This window comes from Saccharothrix isguenensis (genome assembly GCF_052936305.1).
The window spans coordinates 7,961,512-7,980,497 of record NZ_CP193626.1; the positions used below are offsets into that span (position 1 = coordinate 7,961,512).

The 18,986-nt window shown below is 71.9% G+C and carries 18 protein-coding genes; 12 read left to right on the top strand and 6 right to left on the bottom strand.

The window, feature by feature from the left end:
• Nucleotides 1-57: 57 nt before the first annotated feature.
• The 5 genes from macS (at nucleotide 58) to ACRAKI_RS36155 (ending at nucleotide 4,740) form a co-directional block, all read left to right on the top strand.
• Entirely contained in the window at nucleotides 58-1,164 is a 1,107-nt protein-coding gene (gene macS / locus ACRAKI_RS36135) for a MacS family sensor histidine kinase (protein WP_447008610.1), read from the top strand.
• On the top strand, nucleotides 1,161-1,811 hold the full coding sequence (locus ACRAKI_RS36140) for a response regulator (RefSeq protein WP_447004941.1): 651 nt from the start codon (nucleotides 1,161-1,163) through the stop codon (nucleotides 1,809-1,811). Before macS ends, ACRAKI_RS36140 begins: the two co-directional genes overlap by 4 nt.
• 3 nt (nucleotides 1,812-1,814) lie before the next feature.
• Complete coding sequence (locus ACRAKI_RS36145) at nucleotides 1,815-2,417, top strand: DUF1707 SHOCT-like domain-containing protein (protein ID WP_447004942.1); 603 nt, start codon at nucleotides 1,815-1,817, stop codon at nucleotides 2,415-2,417.
• A 110-nt stretch (nucleotides 2,418-2,527) separates the two neighbouring features.
• A complete protein-coding gene (gene tdh / locus ACRAKI_RS36150; protein ID WP_447004943.1) occupies nucleotides 2,528-3,562 on the top strand; it encodes an L-threonine 3-dehydrogenase in 1,035 nt (344 codons plus the stop codon).
• Nucleotides 3,562-4,740, top strand: a complete 1,179-nt coding sequence (locus ACRAKI_RS36155) for a glycine C-acetyltransferase (RefSeq protein ID WP_447004944.1) — start codon at nucleotides 3,562-3,564, stop codon at nucleotides 4,738-4,740. Before tdh ends, ACRAKI_RS36155 begins: the two co-directional genes overlap by 1 nt.
• 182 nt (nucleotides 4,741-4,922) lie before the next feature.
• Here the strand turns inward: ACRAKI_RS36155 and ACRAKI_RS36160 are convergent, their stop codons facing one another.
• Entirely contained in the window at nucleotides 4,923-5,672 is a 750-nt protein-coding gene (locus ACRAKI_RS36160; RefSeq protein ID WP_447004945.1) for a class I SAM-dependent methyltransferase, read from the bottom strand.
• A 65-nt stretch (nucleotides 5,673-5,737) separates the two neighbouring features.
• Here ACRAKI_RS36160 and ACRAKI_RS36165 point away from each other — a divergent pair, with 65 nt between their 5' ends.
• The gene (locus ACRAKI_RS36165; protein ID WP_447004946.1) at nucleotides 5,738-6,679 is read left to right on the top strand and encodes a LysR family transcriptional regulator; all 942 of its coding nucleotides are present in this window, start codon (nucleotides 5,738-5,740) and stop codon (nucleotides 6,677-6,679) included.
• A gap of 33 nt (nucleotides 6,680-6,712) precedes the next feature.
• On the opposite strand, the gene ACRAKI_RS36170 is transcribed toward ACRAKI_RS36165, so the two are convergent.
• Nucleotides 6,713-7,009: a hypothetical protein gene (locus ACRAKI_RS36170; RefSeq protein ID WP_447004947.1), complete on the bottom strand. Its 297-nt coding sequence runs from the start codon at nucleotides 7,007-7,009 to the stop codon at nucleotides 6,713-6,715.
• A gap of 125 nt (nucleotides 7,010-7,134) precedes the next feature.
• Between ACRAKI_RS36170 and ACRAKI_RS36175 the strand changes: the two genes are divergently transcribed.
• Both ACRAKI_RS36175 and ACRAKI_RS36180 read left to right on the top strand, forming a co-directional pair.
• A complete protein-coding gene (locus ACRAKI_RS36175; protein WP_447004948.1) occupies nucleotides 7,135-7,974 on the top strand; it encodes a helix-turn-helix domain-containing protein in 840 nt (279 codons plus the stop codon).
• A complete protein-coding gene (locus ACRAKI_RS36180; RefSeq protein WP_447004949.1) occupies nucleotides 7,971-8,150 on the top strand; it encodes a DUF397 domain-containing protein in 180 nt (59 codons plus the stop codon). The genes ACRAKI_RS36175 and ACRAKI_RS36180 overlap by 4 nt, the downstream gene beginning before the upstream one ends.
• Here ACRAKI_RS36180 and ptsP read toward each other — a convergent pair.
• From ptsP to ACRAKI_RS36195, 3 genes are all read right to left on the bottom strand, one after another.
• Nucleotides 8,118-9,749: a phosphoenolpyruvate--protein phosphotransferase gene (ptsP, locus tag ACRAKI_RS36185; RefSeq protein ID WP_447004950.1), complete on the bottom strand. Its 1,632-nt coding sequence runs from the start codon at nucleotides 9,747-9,749 to the stop codon at nucleotides 8,118-8,120. The two genes, ACRAKI_RS36180 and ptsP, sit on opposite strands and share 33 nt — an antisense overlap.
• Before the next feature lie 85 nt (nucleotides 9,750-9,834).
• Nucleotides 9,835-10,740 (bottom strand): phosphotransferase family protein, encoded by a 906-nt coding sequence (locus ACRAKI_RS36190; protein WP_447004951.1) that lies wholly within the window; start codon nucleotides 10,738-10,740, stop codon nucleotides 9,835-9,837.
• 31 nt (nucleotides 10,741-10,771) lie between these two features.
• Entirely contained in the window at nucleotides 10,772-11,635 is an 864-nt protein-coding gene (locus tag ACRAKI_RS36195) for a ribokinase (RefSeq protein WP_447004952.1), read from the bottom strand.
• Nucleotides 11,636-11,983: 348 nt separating this feature from the next.
• On the opposite strand from ACRAKI_RS36195, the gene ACRAKI_RS36200 reads away from it, so the two are divergent.
• Together ACRAKI_RS36200 and ACRAKI_RS36205 are read left to right on the top strand one after the other, a co-directional pair.
• Nucleotides 11,984-13,864: a DUF2339 domain-containing protein gene (locus tag ACRAKI_RS36200; protein ID WP_447004953.1), complete on the top strand. Its 1,881-nt coding sequence runs from the start codon at nucleotides 11,984-11,986 to the stop codon at nucleotides 13,862-13,864.
• Nucleotides 13,865-14,195: 331 nt separating this feature from the next.
• Entirely contained in the window at nucleotides 14,196-15,212 is a 1,017-nt protein-coding gene (locus ACRAKI_RS36205) for an outer membrane protein assembly factor BamB family protein (protein WP_447004954.1), read from the top strand.
• Here ACRAKI_RS36205 and ACRAKI_RS36210 read toward each other — a convergent pair.
• The gene (locus tag ACRAKI_RS36210; protein ID WP_447004955.1) at nucleotides 15,209-17,338 is read right to left on the bottom strand and encodes an MMPL family transporter; all 2,130 of its coding nucleotides are present in this window, start codon (nucleotides 17,336-17,338) and stop codon (nucleotides 15,209-15,211) included. The two genes, ACRAKI_RS36205 and ACRAKI_RS36210, sit on opposite strands and share 4 nt — an antisense overlap.
• A gap of 122 nt (nucleotides 17,339-17,460) precedes the next feature.
• Between ACRAKI_RS36210 and ACRAKI_RS36215 the strand changes: the two genes are divergently transcribed.
• Together ACRAKI_RS36215 and ACRAKI_RS36220 are read left to right on the top strand one after the other, a co-directional pair.
• Nucleotides 17,461-18,207 (top strand): TetR/AcrR family transcriptional regulator, encoded by a 747-nt coding sequence (locus ACRAKI_RS36215; RefSeq protein ID WP_447004956.1) that lies wholly within the window; start codon nucleotides 17,461-17,463, stop codon nucleotides 18,205-18,207.
• Between the two features lie 169 nt (nucleotides 18,208-18,376).
• A complete protein-coding gene (locus ACRAKI_RS36220) occupies nucleotides 18,377-18,979 on the top strand; it encodes a hypothetical protein (RefSeq protein ID WP_447004957.1) in 603 nt (200 codons plus the stop codon).
• The last annotated feature ends 7 nt before the right edge of the window (nucleotides 18,980-18,986 follow it).

Sequence of the window (18,986 nt, forward strand, 5' to 3'; positions counted from 1 at the left end):
TGGAGCTGAAGGGAGCACACTGTGCACACAAGGCCAACCGACCAGGCTCCATCGGTGATGGAGGACCCGGTCGCGCACCTCTGGCGGGGAACGGTAGCTCTACGCATAGTGACGTTCCTGTTCGCCTTGGGGAACGTCGTGATCCACCGCGACCAGTTCGAGCGCGAGTGGCTGGCGTGGTCGGCGATCGGTGCGATGGCCCTGTGGTCGGCGTTCACCATCCACGCCTACAGCCGGGTGAGCGGGCGGCGGCCGTGGATCGTGGTCGCGGACGTGCTGGTGACGTGCGGGCTGATGTCCCTGTCCAAGTTGATCATGACGGACGCCCAGCTCCTCTTCAACATCCCGCTGATCACGACCATCTGGGCGGCCGGACCGCCGGTGGCGGCGGGCGCGCTCGGCGGGCAGGTCGCGGGCGCGCTGTCCGGGTTCGCGGTCGGGCTGAGCACGTACCTCAGCCGCGGTGGGCTCACCCTCGACGTGGTGCGGGACGTGGTGCTGCTGACCGGCGCCGGGTTCGTGGTCGGCATGGCGTCGTCCACGGCGCGGCGCTCGGCGGTCCGGTTGGCGCAGGCGTTGCGGACCGAGGCGGCGACGGCGGAGCGGGAGCGGCTGGCGCGGTCCATTCACGACGGTGTGCTGCAGGTGCTGGCGCGGGTGCGCAAACGTGGCAACGAGCTGGGCGGTGAGGCGGCGGAACTGGCCGAGCTGGCCGGTGAGCAGGAGGTCGCGCTGCGGTCGCTGGTCGCCGCCGCGCCGACCGACTCCACCATGGACGGCGACGCGGACCTGCGGCCGGCGTTGCAACTGCTGGCCACGTCGCGGGTCCAGGTGTCCACGCCGGCGACGCAGGTGATGCTGCCCGCAGCCACGGCGTTCGAGCTGACGTCCGTGGTGCGGGAGGCGCTGTCCAACGTGGACAAGCACGCGGGCGCGGACGCTCGGGCGTGGGTGCTGCTCGAAGACCTCGGCGACGAGGTGGTGCTGAGCATCCGCGACGACGGCCCCGGCATCCCCGAGGGTCGGCTCGCGTCCGCCGAGGCGGAGGGCCGGATGGGTGTCGCCCAGTCCATCCGGGGCCGGGTGGAGGCGCTGCGTGGGACCCTTGAGCTGCAAACGGGGCCGGGGGAGGGCACCGAATGGGAGGTGCGGGTCTACAGATGAGCGTTTCCGTGATGGTGGTGGACGACCACCCGCTGTGGCGTGACGGCGTCGCGCGCGACCTGGCCGAACGGGGCTTCGAGGTCGTCGCGACGGCGGGTGACGCCGCGTCGGCGGTGCGGATCGCCCGTGCGGTGCGGCCGGACGTGGTGCTGATGGACCTCAACCTCGGTGCGACGACGGGGGTCGAGGCGACCACGATGATCACCGGGGCGCTGGAGGGCACCCGGGTGCTGGTGCTGTCGGCCAGCGGTGAGCACAGCGACGTGCTGGAGGCGGTGAAGGCGGGCGCCTCCGGTTACCTGGTGAAGTCGGCGTCGGCCGAGGAACTGGTCGAGGCGGTGAACCGGACCGCGGCGGGTGACGCGGTGTTCACCGCGGGCCTGGCGGGGCTGGTGCTCGGCGAGTACCGGCGGATGGCCGCCACGCCGGACGAGGACAAGCCGCAGCTCACCGAGCGGGAGACCGAGGTGCTGCGACTGGTGGCGAAGGGGCTGACGGCGCGGCAGATCGCGAACCGGCTGGTCATCTCGCACCGCACGGTGGAGAACCACGTGCAGTCCACCCTGCGCAAGCTCCAACTGCACAACCGCGTCGAACTGGCGCGGTACGCGATCGAGCACGGGCTCGACGTCGAGCCGGAGGACTGAACCATGACCGACCCGGGCACGAACGACCCGGCCAGGATGGACCCCAAGGACTTCAGGGTGTCCGACGCCGAGCGCGAGCACGTCGTCGGCATCCTGCAGAAGGCGATCGGCCGCGGGCTGATCACGTTGGACGAGTTCACCGAGCGCACGGACACGGCGCTGGCCGCCCGCACGCGCGCGCAGCTCAACGCCGTGCTGCTGGACCTGCCGGGGGTGGTGAGCAACGAGCAGGTGTTGCCGGTGGCGAAGGACCGGCAGGAGCTGAAGGCCACCATGTCCACGGTCAACCGCAAGGGCGCCTGGGCGGTGCCGCGGCAGCTCGTCGTGCACAGCCGGATGGGGTCGACGGAGCTGGACTTCCGCCAGGCCTCCATCCCGCACGCGGTGGTGGACATCGAGCTGGACGTGACGGCCGGGTCGGTGAAGCTGGTGCTGCCGGAGGGCGCGACGGTGAACGCGGACGGGGTCGAGCTGGCCGCGAGCAACCTGAAGGACAAGGTGGGCACGGGCGCGAACGGCCGGCCGCACTTCGTGGTGCACGGCCAGGTGCGGGCGGGCAACGTGGAGATCAGGATGAAGAGGTCCCGCTGGCTCCGGCACGCGTGACGCGAACGGGCGGTTGATCAGCATCGCCGGTTTGCTGTGAAGCTGCGCTTACGAGTGAATTCAGAAAGACCTGATGGACTGCACAAGCGTCCAGGAGCACACTCGCCGGCATGAAGGCACTGGTCAAGGCGACCGCTGGTCCGGGACTGTCCCTGACCGACGTCCCGGACCCCACCCCCGGCCCCGGTGACGTCCTGGTGCGGGTGCTGCGCACCGGCATCTGCGGCACCGACCTGCACATCGACGCCTGGGACGACTGGGCCGCGCACAACATCACGGCGCCGCTCGTGCTCGGGCACGAGTTCGTCGGCGAGGTGGTGGAGGCGGGCGCCTCGGTGACCGGGGTGAAGGTCGGCGACCTGGTCAGCGGCGAGGGCCACCTGGTCTGCGGCACGTGCCGGAACTGCAAGGCCGGCCGCCGCCACCTGTGCGCCAACACGCGCGGCCTGGGCGTGCACGACGACGGCGCGTTCGCGCAGTACGTGGTGCTGCCCGAGCAGAACGCCTGGGTGCACCGAACGCCCGTCGACCTCGACGTGGCGGCGATCTTCGACCCGTTCGGCAACGCCGTGCACACCGCGCTGTCGTTCCCGGTCATCGGCGAGGACGTGCTGATCACCGGCGCCGGCCCGATCGGGATCATGGCGGCGGCCGTGGCCAAGCACGCGGGCGCCCGCAACGTCGTGATCACCGACGTCAGCGACCACCGGCTGGACCTGGCCCGGAAGGTCGGCGTCGACCTCGCGCTGAACGTCTCCGAGCACTCCGTCGCCGAGGCCCAGGTCAAGCTGGGCCTGTCCGAGGGCTTCGACATCGGCATGGAGATGTCCGGCAAGCCGGTCGCGTTGCAGGACATGATCGCGAACATGACCCACGGCGGCCGGATCGCGATGCTCGGCCTGCCCGCCGAGGACTTCCCGGTGGACTGGAGCAGCGTCGTGCTGAAGATGCTGCAGATCAAGGGCATCTACGGCCGGGAGATGTTCGAGACCTGGTACTCGATGTCGGTGCTGCTGCAACGCGGCCTCGACCTGACCCCGGTGATCACGCACAGGTTCGACCACACGGCGTTCGCCGAGGCGTTCGCGACGGCGCGCGAGGGCAAGTGCGGCAAGGTCATCCTCGACTGGACGGGAGCTCACTGATGTACGGCGCGATGCGCGAGGACCTGCGGGCAGGCTTGGACGAGATCCGGGCGGCCGGGCTCTACAAGGCGGAACGGGTGATCGGCACACCGCAGAACGCCGCCGTCCGCGTGGGCTCCGGCGCCGAGGTGCTGAACTTCTGCGCCAACAACTACCTGGGCCTGGCCGACCACCCGCACCTGGTGCGAGCGGCGCACGAGGCGTTGGACCGGTGGGGATTCGGCATGGCGTCCGTGCGGTTCATCTGCGGTACGCAGGAGCCCCACAAAGCGCTCGAACTGCGGCTCTCCGAATTCCTGGGCACCGAGGACACCATCCTCTACAGCTCGTGCTTCGACGCCAACGGCGGCCTGTTCGAGACCCTGCTCGGTGCCGACGACGCGATCATCTCCGACGAGCTGAACCACGCGTCCATCATCGACGGCGTGCGGCTGTCGAAGTCCCGGCGGTACCGGTACAAGAACCGCGACATGGACGACCTGGAACGGCAGCTCAAGGACGCCGCCGACGCGCGGTACCGGCTGATCGCCACCGACGGCGTGTTCTCCATGGACGGCTACCTCGCGCCGCTGGACGAGATCTGCGACCTCGCCGACCGGTACGACGCGCTGGTGATGGTGGACGACTCGCACGCCGTCGGCTTCATCGGCCCGAACGGCCGCGGCACGCCGGAGCTGTTCGGGGTGCAGGACCGGGTGGACATCGTCACCGGCACGCTCGGCAAGGCGTTGGGCGGCGCTTCCGGCGGCTACACGTCCGGGCGGGCGGAGATCGTCGAGATGCTGCGGCAGCGGTCGCGGCCGTACCTGTTCTCCAACTCGCTCGCGCCGTCGATCACGGCCACCGCGATCGCCACGCTGGACCTGCTCAGCTCGTCCGGCGAGCTGCTGACCCGGCTGCGCGAGAACACCGCCCTGTTCCGGTCGCGGATGACGGACGAGGGCTTCGACCTGCTGCCGGGTGAGCACCCGATCATCCCGGTGATGATCGGTGACGCGGCACGCGCGGCGCGGATGGCGGACCTGCTGCTGGAGCAGGGCGTCTACGTGATCGGCTTCTCGTACCCGGTCGTGCCGCACGGCAAGGCGCGGATCCGGACCCAGATGTCGGCGGCGCACACGACCGAGGACGTGAACCGGGCCGTGGACGCGTTCGTGGCGGCACGCGCCCGGATGTGACCGGCGCCGGTGTGACCGGCGCCGAGGTGAGCACCGCCGGACCGGGGCCGGCGTCGGACTTGCCGGCGTCGGACTCGGGCCGGCGGCGGCTCGGCCGGCGCCTGCCCCGGGTGCCGAGGCCCGCGATGACCGGTGCCGGGGTGCGGTTGGATCGCACGCCCTTTCGTACCGCGCCTGCGGCGCTACCGCTTCGCGACCTCGAAGAGGACCCGCTGGGAGTGCGCCACGAACGGGCCGTGGCGCTCGATGAAGTCGTGCAGCCGGGCCAGGCGGTCCCGGTAGGCGGCCACGGTGAAGCCGGGGACGGTCCAGATCACCTTGCGCAGGAAGTGGACCACCGCCGCGATGTCGTGGAACTCCATCCGGAGGGCTTCCTGGCGCAGGTCCACGACCTCCAGCCCGGCCGCTTCCGCCTCGGCCACGAGCACCATCGGGCTCCGGCCCGGGTGCACCGGCTGCGGACCCATCATGGCGTCGGTCAGCTCGCGCACCGAGCCGGCCCCGACCTGCTGGGACAGGTACGCGCCGCCCGGACGCAGCACGCGGTGCACCTCGTCCCAGCGGGTCCGCACCGGGTGCCGGCTGACCACCAGGTCGAAGTGGTCGGCCGGGAACGGCAGGTCGGCCGCGTCGTCGACCTCGCGCACGTCGGCGTCGAACTTCGCCAGCGTGCGGCGGGCGATGTCGAGGTTCGGCGGCCACGACTCGGTCGCCGCCAGGACGGGTGGCGCGACCGGGATGGTGGCCAGCACCTCGCCGCCGCCGGTCTGGAGGTCGAGCGCCGCCTCGGCCTCCGCCATCCGGTCGGCGACCAGGCGCGCGTAGCCCCACGAGGGACGCTGCTCCGTCGCGCGACCGGTGAACCAGGAGAAGTCCCACCCCTCGGTCGGCACTGTCTCGCCCTCGGCGACGAGGTCCTCGAAGGTCCGCATGGGGAGAGGGTGGCAGGTGGCGGTTGTCCACGCACCGGCATTACGCGGTGGGCGAGGATGTGCCGGTGATCGACCCACGAAGGCTCCGGGTGCTGCGCGCGCTCGCCGACCACGGCACCGTGACCGCGGCGGCGCAGGCGTTGCACCTCACGCCGTCCGCGGTCTCGCAGCAGTTGGCGGCGCTGGAGTCCGAGGTGGGGCACCCGCTGCTGCGGCGGCGGGGGCGGCGGGTGTCGTTGACGGCGGCCGGTGAGCTGCTGGTCGGGCACGCCAACGCGGTGGCGGCGGAGCTGGAACGGGCGCAGGCGACGTTGGCCGCGTTCACGTCGGGCACCACCGGGCCGGTCGAGGTGGGGAGCTTCGCGTCCGCGATCACGCAGGTCGTGGCGCCCGCGTTGGCCGCGTTGCGGGTGTCCGCGCCGGGCGTGACGCTGCGAGTGCGGGACGTGGAGGGGCACGCCAGCGTGCCGCTGCTGCTGGACGGCGAGATCGACCTGGCGATCACCGAGGAGTACCGGTTGCGGACGGATGACCGGCGGCTGACCCGGTTCCCGCTGTACACCGAGCCGTTCGACGTGGTGCTGCCGCCGGGGCACCGGCTGGCAGGCCGGTCGGACGCGGCGGACGTGGACCCGGCGGACGTGGACCCGGCGGACGTGGACCCGGCGGACGTGGACGTAGCGGACGTGGACCTGGCGGACCTGGCCGACGACGACTGGGTGGTGACGCTGCCCGGCAACCCGGTGCGGGACGTCGTGCAGCTGGCCTGCGAGCACGCCGGTTTCGCGCCCCGGATCACGCACACGTCCGACGACTTCCGTGCCATCGACGCGCTGGTTCGCGCCGGGGCGGGGGTCGCGCTGGTGCCGCGCAACGCGGTGCGCGGCGTGCCGGTGCGCGGCACGGCCCCGCTGCGGCGGGTGGTCGCGGCGGTGCGGCGGGGCAGCGAGGAGCACCCGTTGATCAGGCTGGTGCGGGACGCCCTGCTGGACGCCGTGCGCCAGTGAGCTGGACGCCGTGCGCGAGTGGGGCGCGGGCGGTCACCGCACGTCCGGATCAGCCGGGACGTACTCGGACTCGTAGAACCACACGACGTCCTTGACGTGGATCGGGGCGCAGGTGTCGTACCCGCCGTTCTGGTCGACCTCGACCAAGTAGGCCCCGTATAGACCGCCATCGCACTGCCCTGCGCTCAACTGCTCCAAGGCCCACAGCCGCACGCCGCTCTTCAGCTCGTCGGGCGTGGCGTTCGGGTCTACCGGCGTCCGCCGCACAAGCCGCTCCCACTGCCCCACGCCCCCCTGGTTCTTGACCTCGCACAGCACATAAGCGATCACTAGGACACCTCCTGGTCAACCTTGCGATGCAAAGTTAACTTTGCAGGCTCTACGTGACGATCCCCTGTTCGAGTACTGATCAAGCGGGCGAGCACACTGGAATCGATCACAGGGAGGGGACGACAGTGGCCGAGACCGAACCGCCCATGCTCAGCCCTACGGTGGGTCGCCGCTGGCTCGCCCAGGAGATCCGTCGGTTGCGCGAGGCGGCCGGCCGGAAGCAGTCGGAGGTGGCCGGTCGGCTGCGCTGCAAGCCGGCCAAGATCGCGCACATCGAGAGCATGCGCAACTCGGTGAGCGGGCCGGACCTCGAAGCGATGCTGCCGTATCTGGGCGTGGCGCCGGAGCGGATCGACTGGTACCTGCGGATCTGCGACACCTCCAAGGAGAAGGGCTGGTGGGACGGCGACCAGTCGATCCCGGACTGGTTCTCGATCTACGTCGGCCTGGAGGCCGGTGCGAGCGAGGTCAAGTGTTGGGACGCGGGCTACATCACCGGCCTGTTCCAGACCACCGAATACGCATCCGTGATGCTGGCCGACGAAGGTGCGGCCAAGGCTCGGCTCCGTCGCCAGGAAGCGTTGCACCGCAGAGAGAACCCACTCACCGCGCACGCGATCCTGGACGAGGCGGTGTTGTTCCGGCGGATCGGCGACGCCGGGATCATGCGGTCGCAGTTGGATCACTTGGTCGTGCTCGGCAAGAGTCGTAATATCACCATTCAGGTGATGCCCTTCGGCACCGCAGGCCATCGGGGGCACCTGGGGTCCTTCAAGTGGCTGGGCTTTCCGCAGGCGGGTGATCCGGGCGCGGTCTACCTGGAGAACCAGTGGGGTGGACTGTTCCTGGAGAAGCCCGAGGAGCTGGCCGTGGCCCACGCCCAGTTCGCCGACCTGGCCGAGCGGGCGCTCCCACCGGAGGACAGCGCCGCCCTGATCGCCCGGCGAGCGGAGGAATTGCGATGAACTGGCGCAAGAGCAGCCACAGCGGCCCGAATGGCGGCGACTGCGTCGAGGTGGCGCACACCGTCGAGGTGACCGGTGTGCGCGACTCGAAGAACCCGGATGGGCCGGTGCTGCGGTTCGACGGGACGGCGTGGACGCGCTTCCTAGTGGGGGGCGCGGGCGGCGAGCTTCGCTGAGGCCGGGTCGGCGGCGGCGAGGGCGCCTTCGGCGGCCAGTTGGCACAGGTCGAAGCTGGTGGACGCGAGTTTCGCGCCGACGCCCGCCAGCGCCGTGTGGTTCATCGACAGGCTCGTCACGCCCAGGCCGGTCAGCACGCACGCCAGCAACGGGTCGGCGGCGGCTTCCCCGCACACGCCCACCGGCTTGCCCATGGCCGTCCCGGCGTCGCCGACGAGCTTGATCAGCCGGAGCAGCGCGGGCTGCCACGGGTCGTTGAGCGCGGCCACCGCGCCTACCTGGCGGTCCGCCGCGAAGACGTACTGGGCCAGGTCGTTGGTGCCGATGGACACGAAGTCGACCACGTCCAGGATCTCCCGGGCGGCCAGCGCCGCCGCCGGGATCTCGATCATCACGCCCGCGCGCTGGACGCCTGCCGCACGCGCCCGTTCCACGAACCACGCGGCCTCGGCGGCGGTGGCGACCATCGGTGCCATCACGGACACCTCGGCCTCGGTCTCCGCGCCCGCCAGCGCGATCGCTTCGAGCTGGCGTTCCAGCAGATCCGGGCGGCCGAAGGCGACCCGCAGGCCGCGCACGCCGAGCGCCGGGTTCGGTTCAGGCTCGGGGGACAAGAACGCCAGGGGCTTGTCCGCGCCGGCGTCCAGCGTCCGCACGACCACGGGCTTGCCGGCGAACGGGGCGAGCACCGCCACGTACGCGGCCCGTTGTGCGTCGACCGAGGGCTCCGACGACGCCGACAGGAAGCAGAACTCGGTCCGGAACAGGCCGACGCCCTCCGCGCCACCGGCTGCGGCGGCCACCGCGTCGGCGGGCGAGCCGACGTTGCCCAGGACCTTCACCCGGTACCCGTCACGCAGCACGCCGACGCCGTTCCACGACGCCCGGCCGGCCACGTGCGCCGCGCGCACCGTCCCGTCGGACACGTCCACCACACCGGTGTCGCCGTCCACGGAGAGCGCCGACGCCTCCAGGTCCAGCACGCCGCGGCACGCGACCACGGCCGGGATGCCCAGCGACCGGGCCAGGATCGCGGTGTGCGAGGTGGGGCCGCCCTCCTCCGTGACCAGCGCCAACACCTTGCTCGGGTCCAGCCCGGCGGTGTCGGCGGGGGCGAGGTCGCGGGCCACCAGCACGGACGGCGACGTCATCGACGGCACACCGGGCGCGGCGACGCCGAGCAGTTCGGCGACCAGCCGGTCCCGCACGTCCCGCACGTCGCGGGCGCGTTCGGCCATGTACCCGCCGGCTGCCTCCAGCGCCGAGATGAACCCCGCGGCGGCCTGGTGCACGGCCCGTGCGGCGGGCAGCGAATCGGAGACCACCAGCTTCTCCGCCTGGGACAGCAACGCCGGGTCGGCCGCCATCGCGGCGGTCGTCTCCAGCACGTCCTTGGCGTCACCGCCGGCGTTGGCCGCCCGCGCGTGCAGCCGGGCCACCACCACGTCCGCGGCGGGCCTGATCCGCGCCGCCTCGGCCGCCGGGTCCGCGGGCGCGGGCGCGGCGGGTGGCTCACCCAGCGGCTCGGCCACCCTGACCACCGGACCGGAAGCCCGACCGGAACTCACTCCGACACCGCTCAGCCGCGCGCTCGACATGGTCTAGACCATACCCTCCAGCTCGACGGGACGTGAAGGACAAGACCCCTGAAGGGACAAGCCAACGCCACTCGTGCCCGACCCGCTACCCCACCCGCTGCCGCAACCACCGCACCGCCGGCACGCCCTGCGCCGCCTGGAACGCCCGCAGCGTCGGCAGGCCGGGCGGCGCCGGCAACAACGACGAGTGCACGAAGTACCCCGCACTCGCCGCTACAACCGCCGTCACCGCGTCCGGATCGGCTCCCCGCGACAACGGCGACGACCGCCAGACGTCCTCCGGCTCGGGTCCGCCCTGCATCGCCAAGCACGGCAGCAGGAGCACCAGGTCCACCCACGGCGCACCCGAACCGGCCTGCGGCCAGTCCACGAACACGACACCGGACGAGGTCAGCAGCACGTTGTCGGCCCGAACGTCACCGTGCACCAATGACGTGCCGACGGCAGCCTCGGCCCACTCCGACTCCCACTCCGCCAACTCGTCCAACCGCTCCGACGCCCACGGGTCGACCCCAGGCAACGGTTGAGCGGCCAACGACCGCCACCCCGAGAACACGTCCGGATCAGCACCGACGGACCGCAGCCACCCCGGTGCCTCGACCGACGCCAGCGCGACCACGGCGGCGTGGACCCGTTCCCACTCGTGCGCGACCCACGGCAGCGCCGGCGCCCGACCGACGACCTCCTCGAAGACCAGGGCGACCCAGTCCCCGTCGTCGTAGGACCACAGCAGCCGGGGACCGGGGACGACCGCGGCGACCTCGGCCTCACGCCGGTGCATGGTCGGGCTGTGGTTGCACACCGACCCCACCACCTTGGCGAACACCCGCCGCCCGTCCGCCAGCTCCAGCCGCGACGCCAACCCCGGCGAGAACCCGCCCGCGCAGTTCACCGCCCGGACCACCGGAGACCCGAGCCCGTCCTCGATCGCGGCACGGACCGCCACGGGCACCTCGGCCCACGTCAACCGGTTGCCACCGACTCCTTCCACGTCACCATCGTGCCGGCTGCGAGGCTGGGGATCACCTCGTCTTCCGGACCTGCTCCAGCGTCGGGTACGACGGCTGCGCGCCGGCGGACGTCACCGACAGCGCGGCCACCCGGGCGGCGAACCCGGCGGCGTCCACCAAGGACGAGCCGGACGACAGGCCGAACGCCAACGCGCCCGCGAACGCGTCACCGGCGCCGGTCGTGTCCACAACCGACACTTCAGGCGCGCCCACCTCGACCACCCCGGACGACGTGACCACGGCCGTGCCCAGCGCGCCCAACGTGACCACGGCGGACCGCGGCCCCAGCTCCAGCAGACCTTCGAACGACGACGCCAGCGAGGCCGCCTCGTGCTCGTTCACGATCAGCGGGTCCAGCAGGGCCAACGTCTCCGCCGGCACGTCGACCACCGGCGACAGGTTCAGCACCGGCCGCACCCCGCGGGAAGCCGCCACCCGCACCGCGTGCGACACCGTCGGGACCGGCACTTCCAGCGAGCACGCCAACACCGTGACGTCGTCCCAGGTCAACGCGTCCACATCGGACACGTCCAGGTCCGAGTTGGCGCCGGGCGCGACGACGATCGAGTTCTCCCCGTCCGGGGTCACGGCGATGTAGGCGATGCCGGTGGGCCGGGACGACCGGCGCACGAAGTCCGTGCGAACACCCGACGACGACAGCGATGCCAGCAGCAGATCGCCGTACTGGTCCGCGCCGACCGCGCCGACGAACCCGACCGACGCCCCCAGGCGGGCGGCGGCGACGGCGGTGTTGGCGCCCTTGCCCCCGGGCAGCACGACCGTGTCACCGCCGAGCACCGTCTCACCGCCGGCGGGGCGGCGTGGCACGGACACGACGAGGTCGGCGTTGGCCGAACCGAGCACGAGAACGGTCACGGGGGAACTCTGCCAGGTCCTGGCGTGACCGGTTGGGTACCCGGTTGAGTAGTGGTACGGATTCCGGATACACGCCGGAGCGGCGACCCTGGTCACATGACCGGGATCGGGCAGGACCCCCTGACAAGGCTGGCAGACGAACTCGGCCACCTGGGCCGTCGCTTGGAGGCGGTGGGGCAGGAACTGCACCGGGTGGGCAGTGCCCGGTCGGTGGCCACCCCGCCGGCGCCCGCTGCCCCAACGTCAGCCGGCGCACCGGCCACCAGCACCGCCGGCGAGCAGGGACCGGCTCAGCCCGGGACCGACCGGCAAGCCGCACCAGCTCCGGCCCAGTCCGGCGAGCAATCGGTGACCACGCCCATCAGCTCGACCGCGCACGTCCAGGGCCAGTCGGGCTCGACCGCCGCCGCCTGGGGTCAACCCGGCTCGGCCGGACACGACCCGGGTCAGTCCGCCGCGGTCACCAGTGGTCAGCCCGGCCAGCCCGGCCAGGCCGGGTACACCGCAGGTCAGCCCGGCCAAGCCTCGTACACGCCAGGACAGTCCGGTCAGTCGCGCCCGTCCGGCCAGCCAGGACGGTCCGGATACGCCCCCGGCCACTCCGGCCCCTCCGCGTACCCGCCGCCGCAGCAGCCCCAGCCCTGGGGCGCACCAGTCCCGCACTGGACGCCCGTCCCCCCGCAGCCGCCCCGCCCCTCCCTCTTCGACCGCCTCAGCCAGGACGGCGCGGGCAGCAAGCTCCTCGCGTGGGTCGGCGGCGCGGTCACCCTGCTCGGGGTCGTCCTCCTCCTCGTCCTCGCCGTGCAGCGCGGCTACCTCGGCCCGCTGCCCCGCGTCCTCGGCGGCGCGGCGCTCGGCGGGGTGCTGGTCGGCCTCGGCCTGTGGCTGCACCGCACCCCGGCCGGCCGCACCGGCGCGTTCGCCCTCGCCGCCACCGGCATCGCCGTCCTCTACCTGGACGTCATCGCGGCCACCTCGATCTACGAGTACCTGCCCGCGGGCGGCGGCCTCACCGCCGGGCTGCTCATCGCGGGCGGAGGGCTGCTGCTCGCCCTGCGCTGGGACTCGGACATCCTCGCCATCGGCGTGGTGGCCGCCTGCGCCGTGTGCGCGCCCGTCCTCACCCAGGGCTTCACACCGCTGCTCGTCGCGTTCCTGCTGGTCCTGAAGATCGCCGCCAGTCCCGTGCACCTCAAGCGCGACTGGCCGTGGCTCGCGGTCACCGCGGGCGTTCCCCCGCTGCTCGCCTCGGTCCTCGTCATCGGACGCACCGACCAGCACACGCTCGCCGGGATCGCCCTGCTGGCAGCGGTGATCGGCGTGGCCGCCGCCGTCCTCACGATCAAGGCCCGGCCGAACGACATCACCGCGCTCGCGCTCGCCGTCGGCTCGCCCATGCCCGCCCTGCTCACCACCGCCGTCCTCGACCGCCACCTCGGTGCGGCGGTCGCCGGTGCGGTCGCGGTGATGATGATGGCGCTGTGGGCGGCCGGGCGGCGCGCGTTGCCGGCGAACTTCAGCGCCGCGGTCGGCGGTGTCGGTGTGTTCGCGTTGTTCCAGGCGACCTCGCTCGCCCTGGACGGCAGCACGCGCGCCGCGGTGGTGTTGGCCGAAGCCTTGCTGTTGGCGTTCCTGGCCAAGGTCCTCGCGTCCCGCGGCCCGCTGCTGGGTTCCGCCGTGTTCGGTGGCCTCGGGTTCGTGCTCGCCGTGTCGCACGCCGTGCCGCCGCGGCTGATCCTGGACGAACCGTGGCGCGTGGACAGTGCCGGTTTCCTGGTGTCCGGCATGCTGACCTCGCTGGTCCTCGGCGTGCTGATGGTCGTGCTGCCGTGGGTGGCGACCAGCCTGGACGTCCTCGGCAGGCACCCGTTCCCGTGGGTCGCGGGCGGTGTCATCCTGCTGTACGCGGCGGCCGGGGTCGTGTTGTGCGCGGCGCTGCTGGTGTCGCAGGACGTGACCGGATTCCTCTTCGGTCACTCGATCGTGACGGTGTCGTGGACGGTCGCCGCACTGGTGCTGCTGGTACGCGGCATCGACCGGAAATCCCTGCGGGTGGCCGGATTGGTGCTGGTCGGAGCCGCGGTGGCGAAGCTGCTGCTGTTCGACATGGCCGCGTTGGACGGTATTGCGCGCGTCCTCGCGTTCATCGGCGCCGGTCTCGTCCTCCTGACAGCGGGCACGCGTTACGCCAAGTTGGTGGCAACTCGACGAATTTCGGCTGATTCGTAGCTGTCGGGATCCAAAACGGCCCGGATTACGTCAACCTGGTGGTAGTTCTAAGTCGTCGGGGTGCGACCACCGGTGCATTGCACCGGCAGGTGTCCGGCGTCGGTCGTTTCGCCCCCCGAGCGACCGGCGCCGGGCAGACAACCCCGCTGCCGCCCGTCCCGCCGTCGCGGGCGGCAGCCGGACACGCGATTCCCGTGGCCGCCGGACGCGCGGTCCCGGTCGCAGCCGGGATGAGCCGTTCCCCTGTCAGGTCACCCGGTCCGGCACAAATGGCACCCGTCCGTAGGACGAAGGTGGAAGCGGCCCGAGCGGCGGTGTTCCCATCCAGGCCATGTGGGGACGACGACGCACCGCAGCCCTCGGCACCGCCGCCCTCCTGATCTCCGCCGCGCTCGCCGCCGCCGGCCAGTCGCGATCACCCCTGATCACCGCCACCGGCAGCCCCGCGCCCAAGGCGTACGTCATCGCGCACAACGGCCGACTGCAGGTCCTCGACACGACCGACGGCCGGATCCTCGCCGGCGCGAACACCGGCGCGTGGAGCACCGGCGCCGCGGTCGGACCGGGCGGCCACCGGGTGTACGTGGTCAACGGCTGGGCGGGCGTGATCACCGCGGTGGACCCGGCGGCGGGCAAGGTCGTCGGCCGCATCGACGCCGGCGCGCGCCTCTCCCAGGCCGTGCTGAGGCCGGACGGCGGGCGCCTCTACGTCACCGGCAGCGGCTCGGTCGCCGTGGTGGACCCCGCCACGTTCCGCCTGGTGGCGGCGATCCCGGTGGGCGGCCAACCGCACGGCATCGCGGTCACCCCGGACGGACGGCGGCTGTACGTGGCCAACGCGCAGGACGGCACGGTGAGCGTGCTCGACACCGGCTCCGCCCGTCCCAAGACCACCGTCGACGTCGGCGGCCTGCCCCGGCACGTGGCGGTCAGCCCGGACGGCGACGCGGTCTACGTCAGCTCGCTCGACCTCGCCGACGGCGGCGGCACCGTCTCCATGATCGACCCGCACACCGACGAACTCCGCTGGTCCGCGCCGGTCGGCAAGGGCGCGGGCAGCATCGCCGTCACCCCCGACGGCCGGCACGTCTACGTCGCGCTCGACCGCGAGGTCGCGGTCCTGGACACGACCACCCGTGCCACCAGGACCTTGCCGTTCACCGCCAAGGCGTTGGCCATCGCGCCCGCCGACCGCCGCGTGTTCCTGGCCACCGGCACCAGCACGACCGTGCTGGACAGCGCGGACGACGAAGTGCTGACCACGTTCCAGCTGAGCGCCCTGGACGGCGATGGCCGCGGCTTCGCAGCCGCGGCCATCGCATTCGAACCGTTCGAGGACGTGCCCTAGACCCGTTGCGGCACCTTGGTCTGGCCGCCGTCGCCGCCGGCGTTCTCGTCCTCCGCCGGCGCCTCGTCGTGGATCGCCATCCGCTCCTGGATCCGCCGCAGCGGCCCGGGAGCCCACCACACCGCGTCGCCGAGCACCTTCAGCACGGCCGGCACCAGCAGCATCCGGACCACGGTGGCGTCCAGCGCGAGCGCCAGGATCATGCCGACGCCGACGAACCGCATGAGCGTGATCTGGGAGAACGCGAACGCGCCGGTCACCACGATCAGCAGCAGCGCCGCCGCCGTGATCACCCGCCCGGTCTTGGCCAGGCCGGTGGTCACCGCCTCCTCGGTCGACTCGCCGCGTCCGCGCGCCTCGACCATCCGGGACAGCAGGAACACCTCGTAGTCCGTGGACAGCCCGAACACCATGGCCGCCATCAGCACCACGATCCCGGACTCCAGCGGCGCGGGCGTGACGCCGAGCAGCGACGCGCCGTGGCCGTCCTGGAAGATCCACACCAGCACGCCGAACGTCGCGGCCAGGCTCAGGGTGCTCATCAGCACGGCCTTGATCGGCAGCAGCACCGAGCCGAACGCCAGGAACATCAGGACGAACGTCGCGCCGACCAGCAGCAGGACCATCCACGGCAGCTTCTCGCCGATCGCGTCGAGGCTGTCGGTCACCAGCGCCGTGCTGCCGCCGACGAGCACTTCGCCACCCGGTCCGGGCAGCGCGCGCACGTCCCGCAGCGCCTGCTTCGACTCGTCGCTGAACGTGTCCTGGTCGAGGCCCGCGTTGATCAGCCAGACGCCGTTGGCGGGTTCCGCCGCGATCTGCGCGTCGCCGACGCCCTGCACCGCGCTCACGTCACCGACGAACTCCTGCACGTCGGCGGGCGACGGGTCGCCGGTCACCACGATCTTGAAGCCGGAGTTGGACAGCGCGGCGAAGTCCGAGTTGACCGTCTCGACGGCGACGCGCGCGGCGTGGCCCTCCGGCAGGACCTTCTCGGTGACCTCGCCGAACTTCACGCCGAGGAACGGCGTGCCGAGCGCGAGCAGCACCAGCACGATCGGCAGCGCGAACAGCACCGGGCGCTTCATCACCCGGGCGGCCAGCCGACGCCAGCCCGCCTCCGACGGCGGCTTCTTCTTGCGCCACGGCATGGCCAGCTTGTCCACGCGGTGGCCGAGGATGCCGAGCAGCGCGGGGAGCAGGGTCAGCGACACGATCGCCGCGATCGCCACCGCGGACATGCCGCCATAGCTGAGGGACTTCAGGAAGCCCTGGGGGAACAGCAGCAACCCGGCGAGCGCGATCACCAGCAGCGTCGCCGAGAACATCACCGTGCGACCCGCCGACATGACGGTCCGGCGCACCGCGTCCGGCGTGGTGCGGCCCGCGGCCAACTCCTCGCGGAACCGACCCACCATGAACAGCCCGTAGTCGATCGCCATGCCGAGCCCGAGCAGGCTGGCCACGTTGACCGCGAACGTGTTCACGTCGGACGCGTACGAGATGGCGTGCAGCACGCCGAGCGAGCCCATGATCGCCAGGCCGCCGACGAGCACCGGCAGGGACGCCGCGACCAGGCCGCCGAAGATGATGATCAGCAGGAGCAGCACGATCGGGAGCGAGACGGTCTCGGCCTTGGTGAGGTCCGAGGCGGACAGGTCGTTGATCGCCTTCTGGGTCGGGATCAGACCGCCGATCTGGGTGTCCAGCCCGTCCACGGGCAGCTGCCCGGCGATCCGGTCGTACTGCGCGACCTGCTCGTTCGGGCTGCTCGACCGCAGCGTGATCACCGCGAGCGACTTGCCGCTCTCGGGCGAGGGGAACAGCGGCTGCACCTTGAGCACGGCGTCGGACGGCAGGGCGGACAGCCGGTCGGTGATCTTCTGGAGCTGCGCGGGTTCGGTGGTGTTGTAGACCACGAGGACGTCGCCGCCCTGGCGGCCGAACGCGTCCTGGGCGACCTGGTTGGCCCGCGCGGCCTCACTGTTCGGGGCTTCGTAGCCGCCCTGGCCGAGGCGGTCGAACACACCGAGTCCCCAAATGCCGCCGACCACCGCCAGGGCCACTGTCGCGACCAGCACCACCCACCTGCGGCGGTACGCCAGCGATCCCCACTTCGCGAACACGCGTCCTCCCAGGACTGATGCGTTACCGTTTGAGTGAATGGCGTCAACTTCGTAAACACCGTTCACTGACAGTGTCGAAGTTATACCCCGTGAACACCGTTTACAACGCGATTGGGTGACATATGACCGAGGCCACTCGCCGAGAGCGGCTACGCGCTGAGACCGAGCGCGACATCCGGCGACAGGCCCGTGCCCTGCTCGTCGGGGGCGGCCGGGAAGCCGTCACTCTTCGTGCCATCGCACGAGAACTCGGCATCACCGCTCCCGCGCTCTACCGGTACTACGACTCGCGCGAGGACCTGCTGCGCAGGCTCGCCGACGACATCTGCACCGACCTGGCCGCCGAGCTGAACGCCGACCTCCAGCAGATCCGGGAGGACGACATCAGCGAGCAGGTCTACTCGGTGTGCCGCGGCTTCCGGCGGTGGGCGCTCGTCCACCCGCAGGAGTTCGCGCTGGTGTTCGCGTCCACGGAGGACACCCTGGGCAGCTGCGGCCCGGACGGGGAACGCGACCACGTCGGCGACCAGTTCGGCCGGGTGTTCCTGGAGGTCGCGGGCCGGTTGATCGCCAGCCACCCGCTGCCCGACGGCATCGGCGCCGACGTGCCGAAGGACCTGCACGCCGACCTGGCCGAGTTCCAGCAGATCCTGCTCGCCACCGTCAACGAGCGCGGCGTCGCGGTGGACGAGAAGGTCCTGCCGCTCGGCGCGGTCTACCACATGACGCAGTCGTGGGTGCGCATCTATGGGCACGTGGCCCTGGAGGTGTTCGGCCGCTTCCCGTTCGCCGTGTCCAACCCCGAACCCATGTTCGACAACCTGCTGGCGCAGATCCTGGGGGAGATGGGTTTCCCTCCGCAACCATGAGCTGCGACTTCCGGGCACACCTTATGGGCCGTTCGAGGGCTTTTCACCCACCGGGGGCAACGAGGGCCCGGGATGGCGGTTCCATGGGGCGTCCGCGGAAGCGAGGACGTCTGGGACCGGGGGAATGGTGGCACGGAAGGCAGGCGGGTCCGACAAGGGTTCGGGCGGTGTGGCGTTTGCCGCAGCGGTCCTGGTCGTCCTCGCGGGGGCGGGTGGCGCCGGTGGCGCGGCCCTGAACTCCGGTGCGAGCGGTGGCGGCGGGGCGGTGGCGGCGGAGAGCATCAGCGTCCGGAAGTGGGACGCCAAGCGCGCGGCGCGCGGTGGGGACGCCGAGCGCGCCATGGGCCACCTCGGGGTCGAGATCAGCAAGCAGGCGCTCAAGCAGGAACTCGACTGCGCGGAGAACTCGTTCGGCCAGGTGCGCGACTTCTTCCTCCGCACGCCCTGCACCTCGCTGGACCGCCTGCTGCTGGCCGTGGGCGACCGGGCCGGCAACGCGGCCGTCGTCTCGGTGGCGTGGGTGACGTTCCCCGGGCGCATCCAGGCGCGGCAGTTCGACCGGATCATCGACGTCGCCGGCTCGGGTGACGTGAAACCGCTGGCCGGCGGGGTCATCGGCATGCCGGACGTCCAGTTCACCGCCCGGCACTACTCGTCGGAGACCACGGACACGACGATCACCATCGCCGAGGCGGAACCGGCAACCGGGCACGTCGAGCCGGACCTGCTCGACGCCATGACCGAAGTCGCCGCCCAGTTGCCGCGTCCGTGAACCTCCT

Coding starts and splice junctions, on each gene's coding strand:
- macS (WP_447008610.1), top strand. CDS start 58: ATGGAGGACCCGGTCGCGCACCTCTGGCGGGGAACGGTAGCTCTACGC.
- ACRAKI_RS36140 (WP_447004941.1), top strand. CDS start 1,161: ATGAGCGTTTCCGTGATGGTGGTGGACGACCACCCGCTGTGGCGTGAC.
- ACRAKI_RS36145 (WP_447004942.1), top strand. CDS start 1,815: ATGACCGACCCGGGCACGAACGACCCGGCCAGGATGGACCCCAAGGAC.
- tdh (WP_447004943.1), top strand. CDS start 2,528: ATGAAGGCACTGGTCAAGGCGACCGCTGGTCCGGGACTGTCCCTGACC.
- ACRAKI_RS36155 (WP_447004944.1), top strand. CDS start 3,562: ATGTACGGCGCGATGCGCGAGGACCTGCGGGCAGGCTTGGACGAGATC.
- ACRAKI_RS36160 (WP_447004945.1), bottom strand. CDS start 5,672: ATGCGGACCTTCGAGGACCTCGTCGCCGAGGGCGAGACAGTGCCGACC.
- ACRAKI_RS36180 (WP_447004949.1), top strand. CDS start 7,971: ATGAACTGGCGCAAGAGCAGCCACAGCGGCCCGAATGGCGGCGACTGC.
- ptsP (WP_447004950.1), bottom strand. CDS start 9,749: ATGTCGAGCGCGCGGCTGAGCGGTGTCGGAGTGAGTTCCGGTCGGGCT.
- ACRAKI_RS36205 (WP_447004954.1), top strand. CDS start 14,196: ATGTGGGGACGACGACGCACCGCAGCCCTCGGCACCGCCGCCCTCCTG.
- ACRAKI_RS36215 (WP_447004956.1), top strand. CDS start 17,461: ATGACCGAGGCCACTCGCCGAGAGCGGCTACGCGCTGAGACCGAGCGC.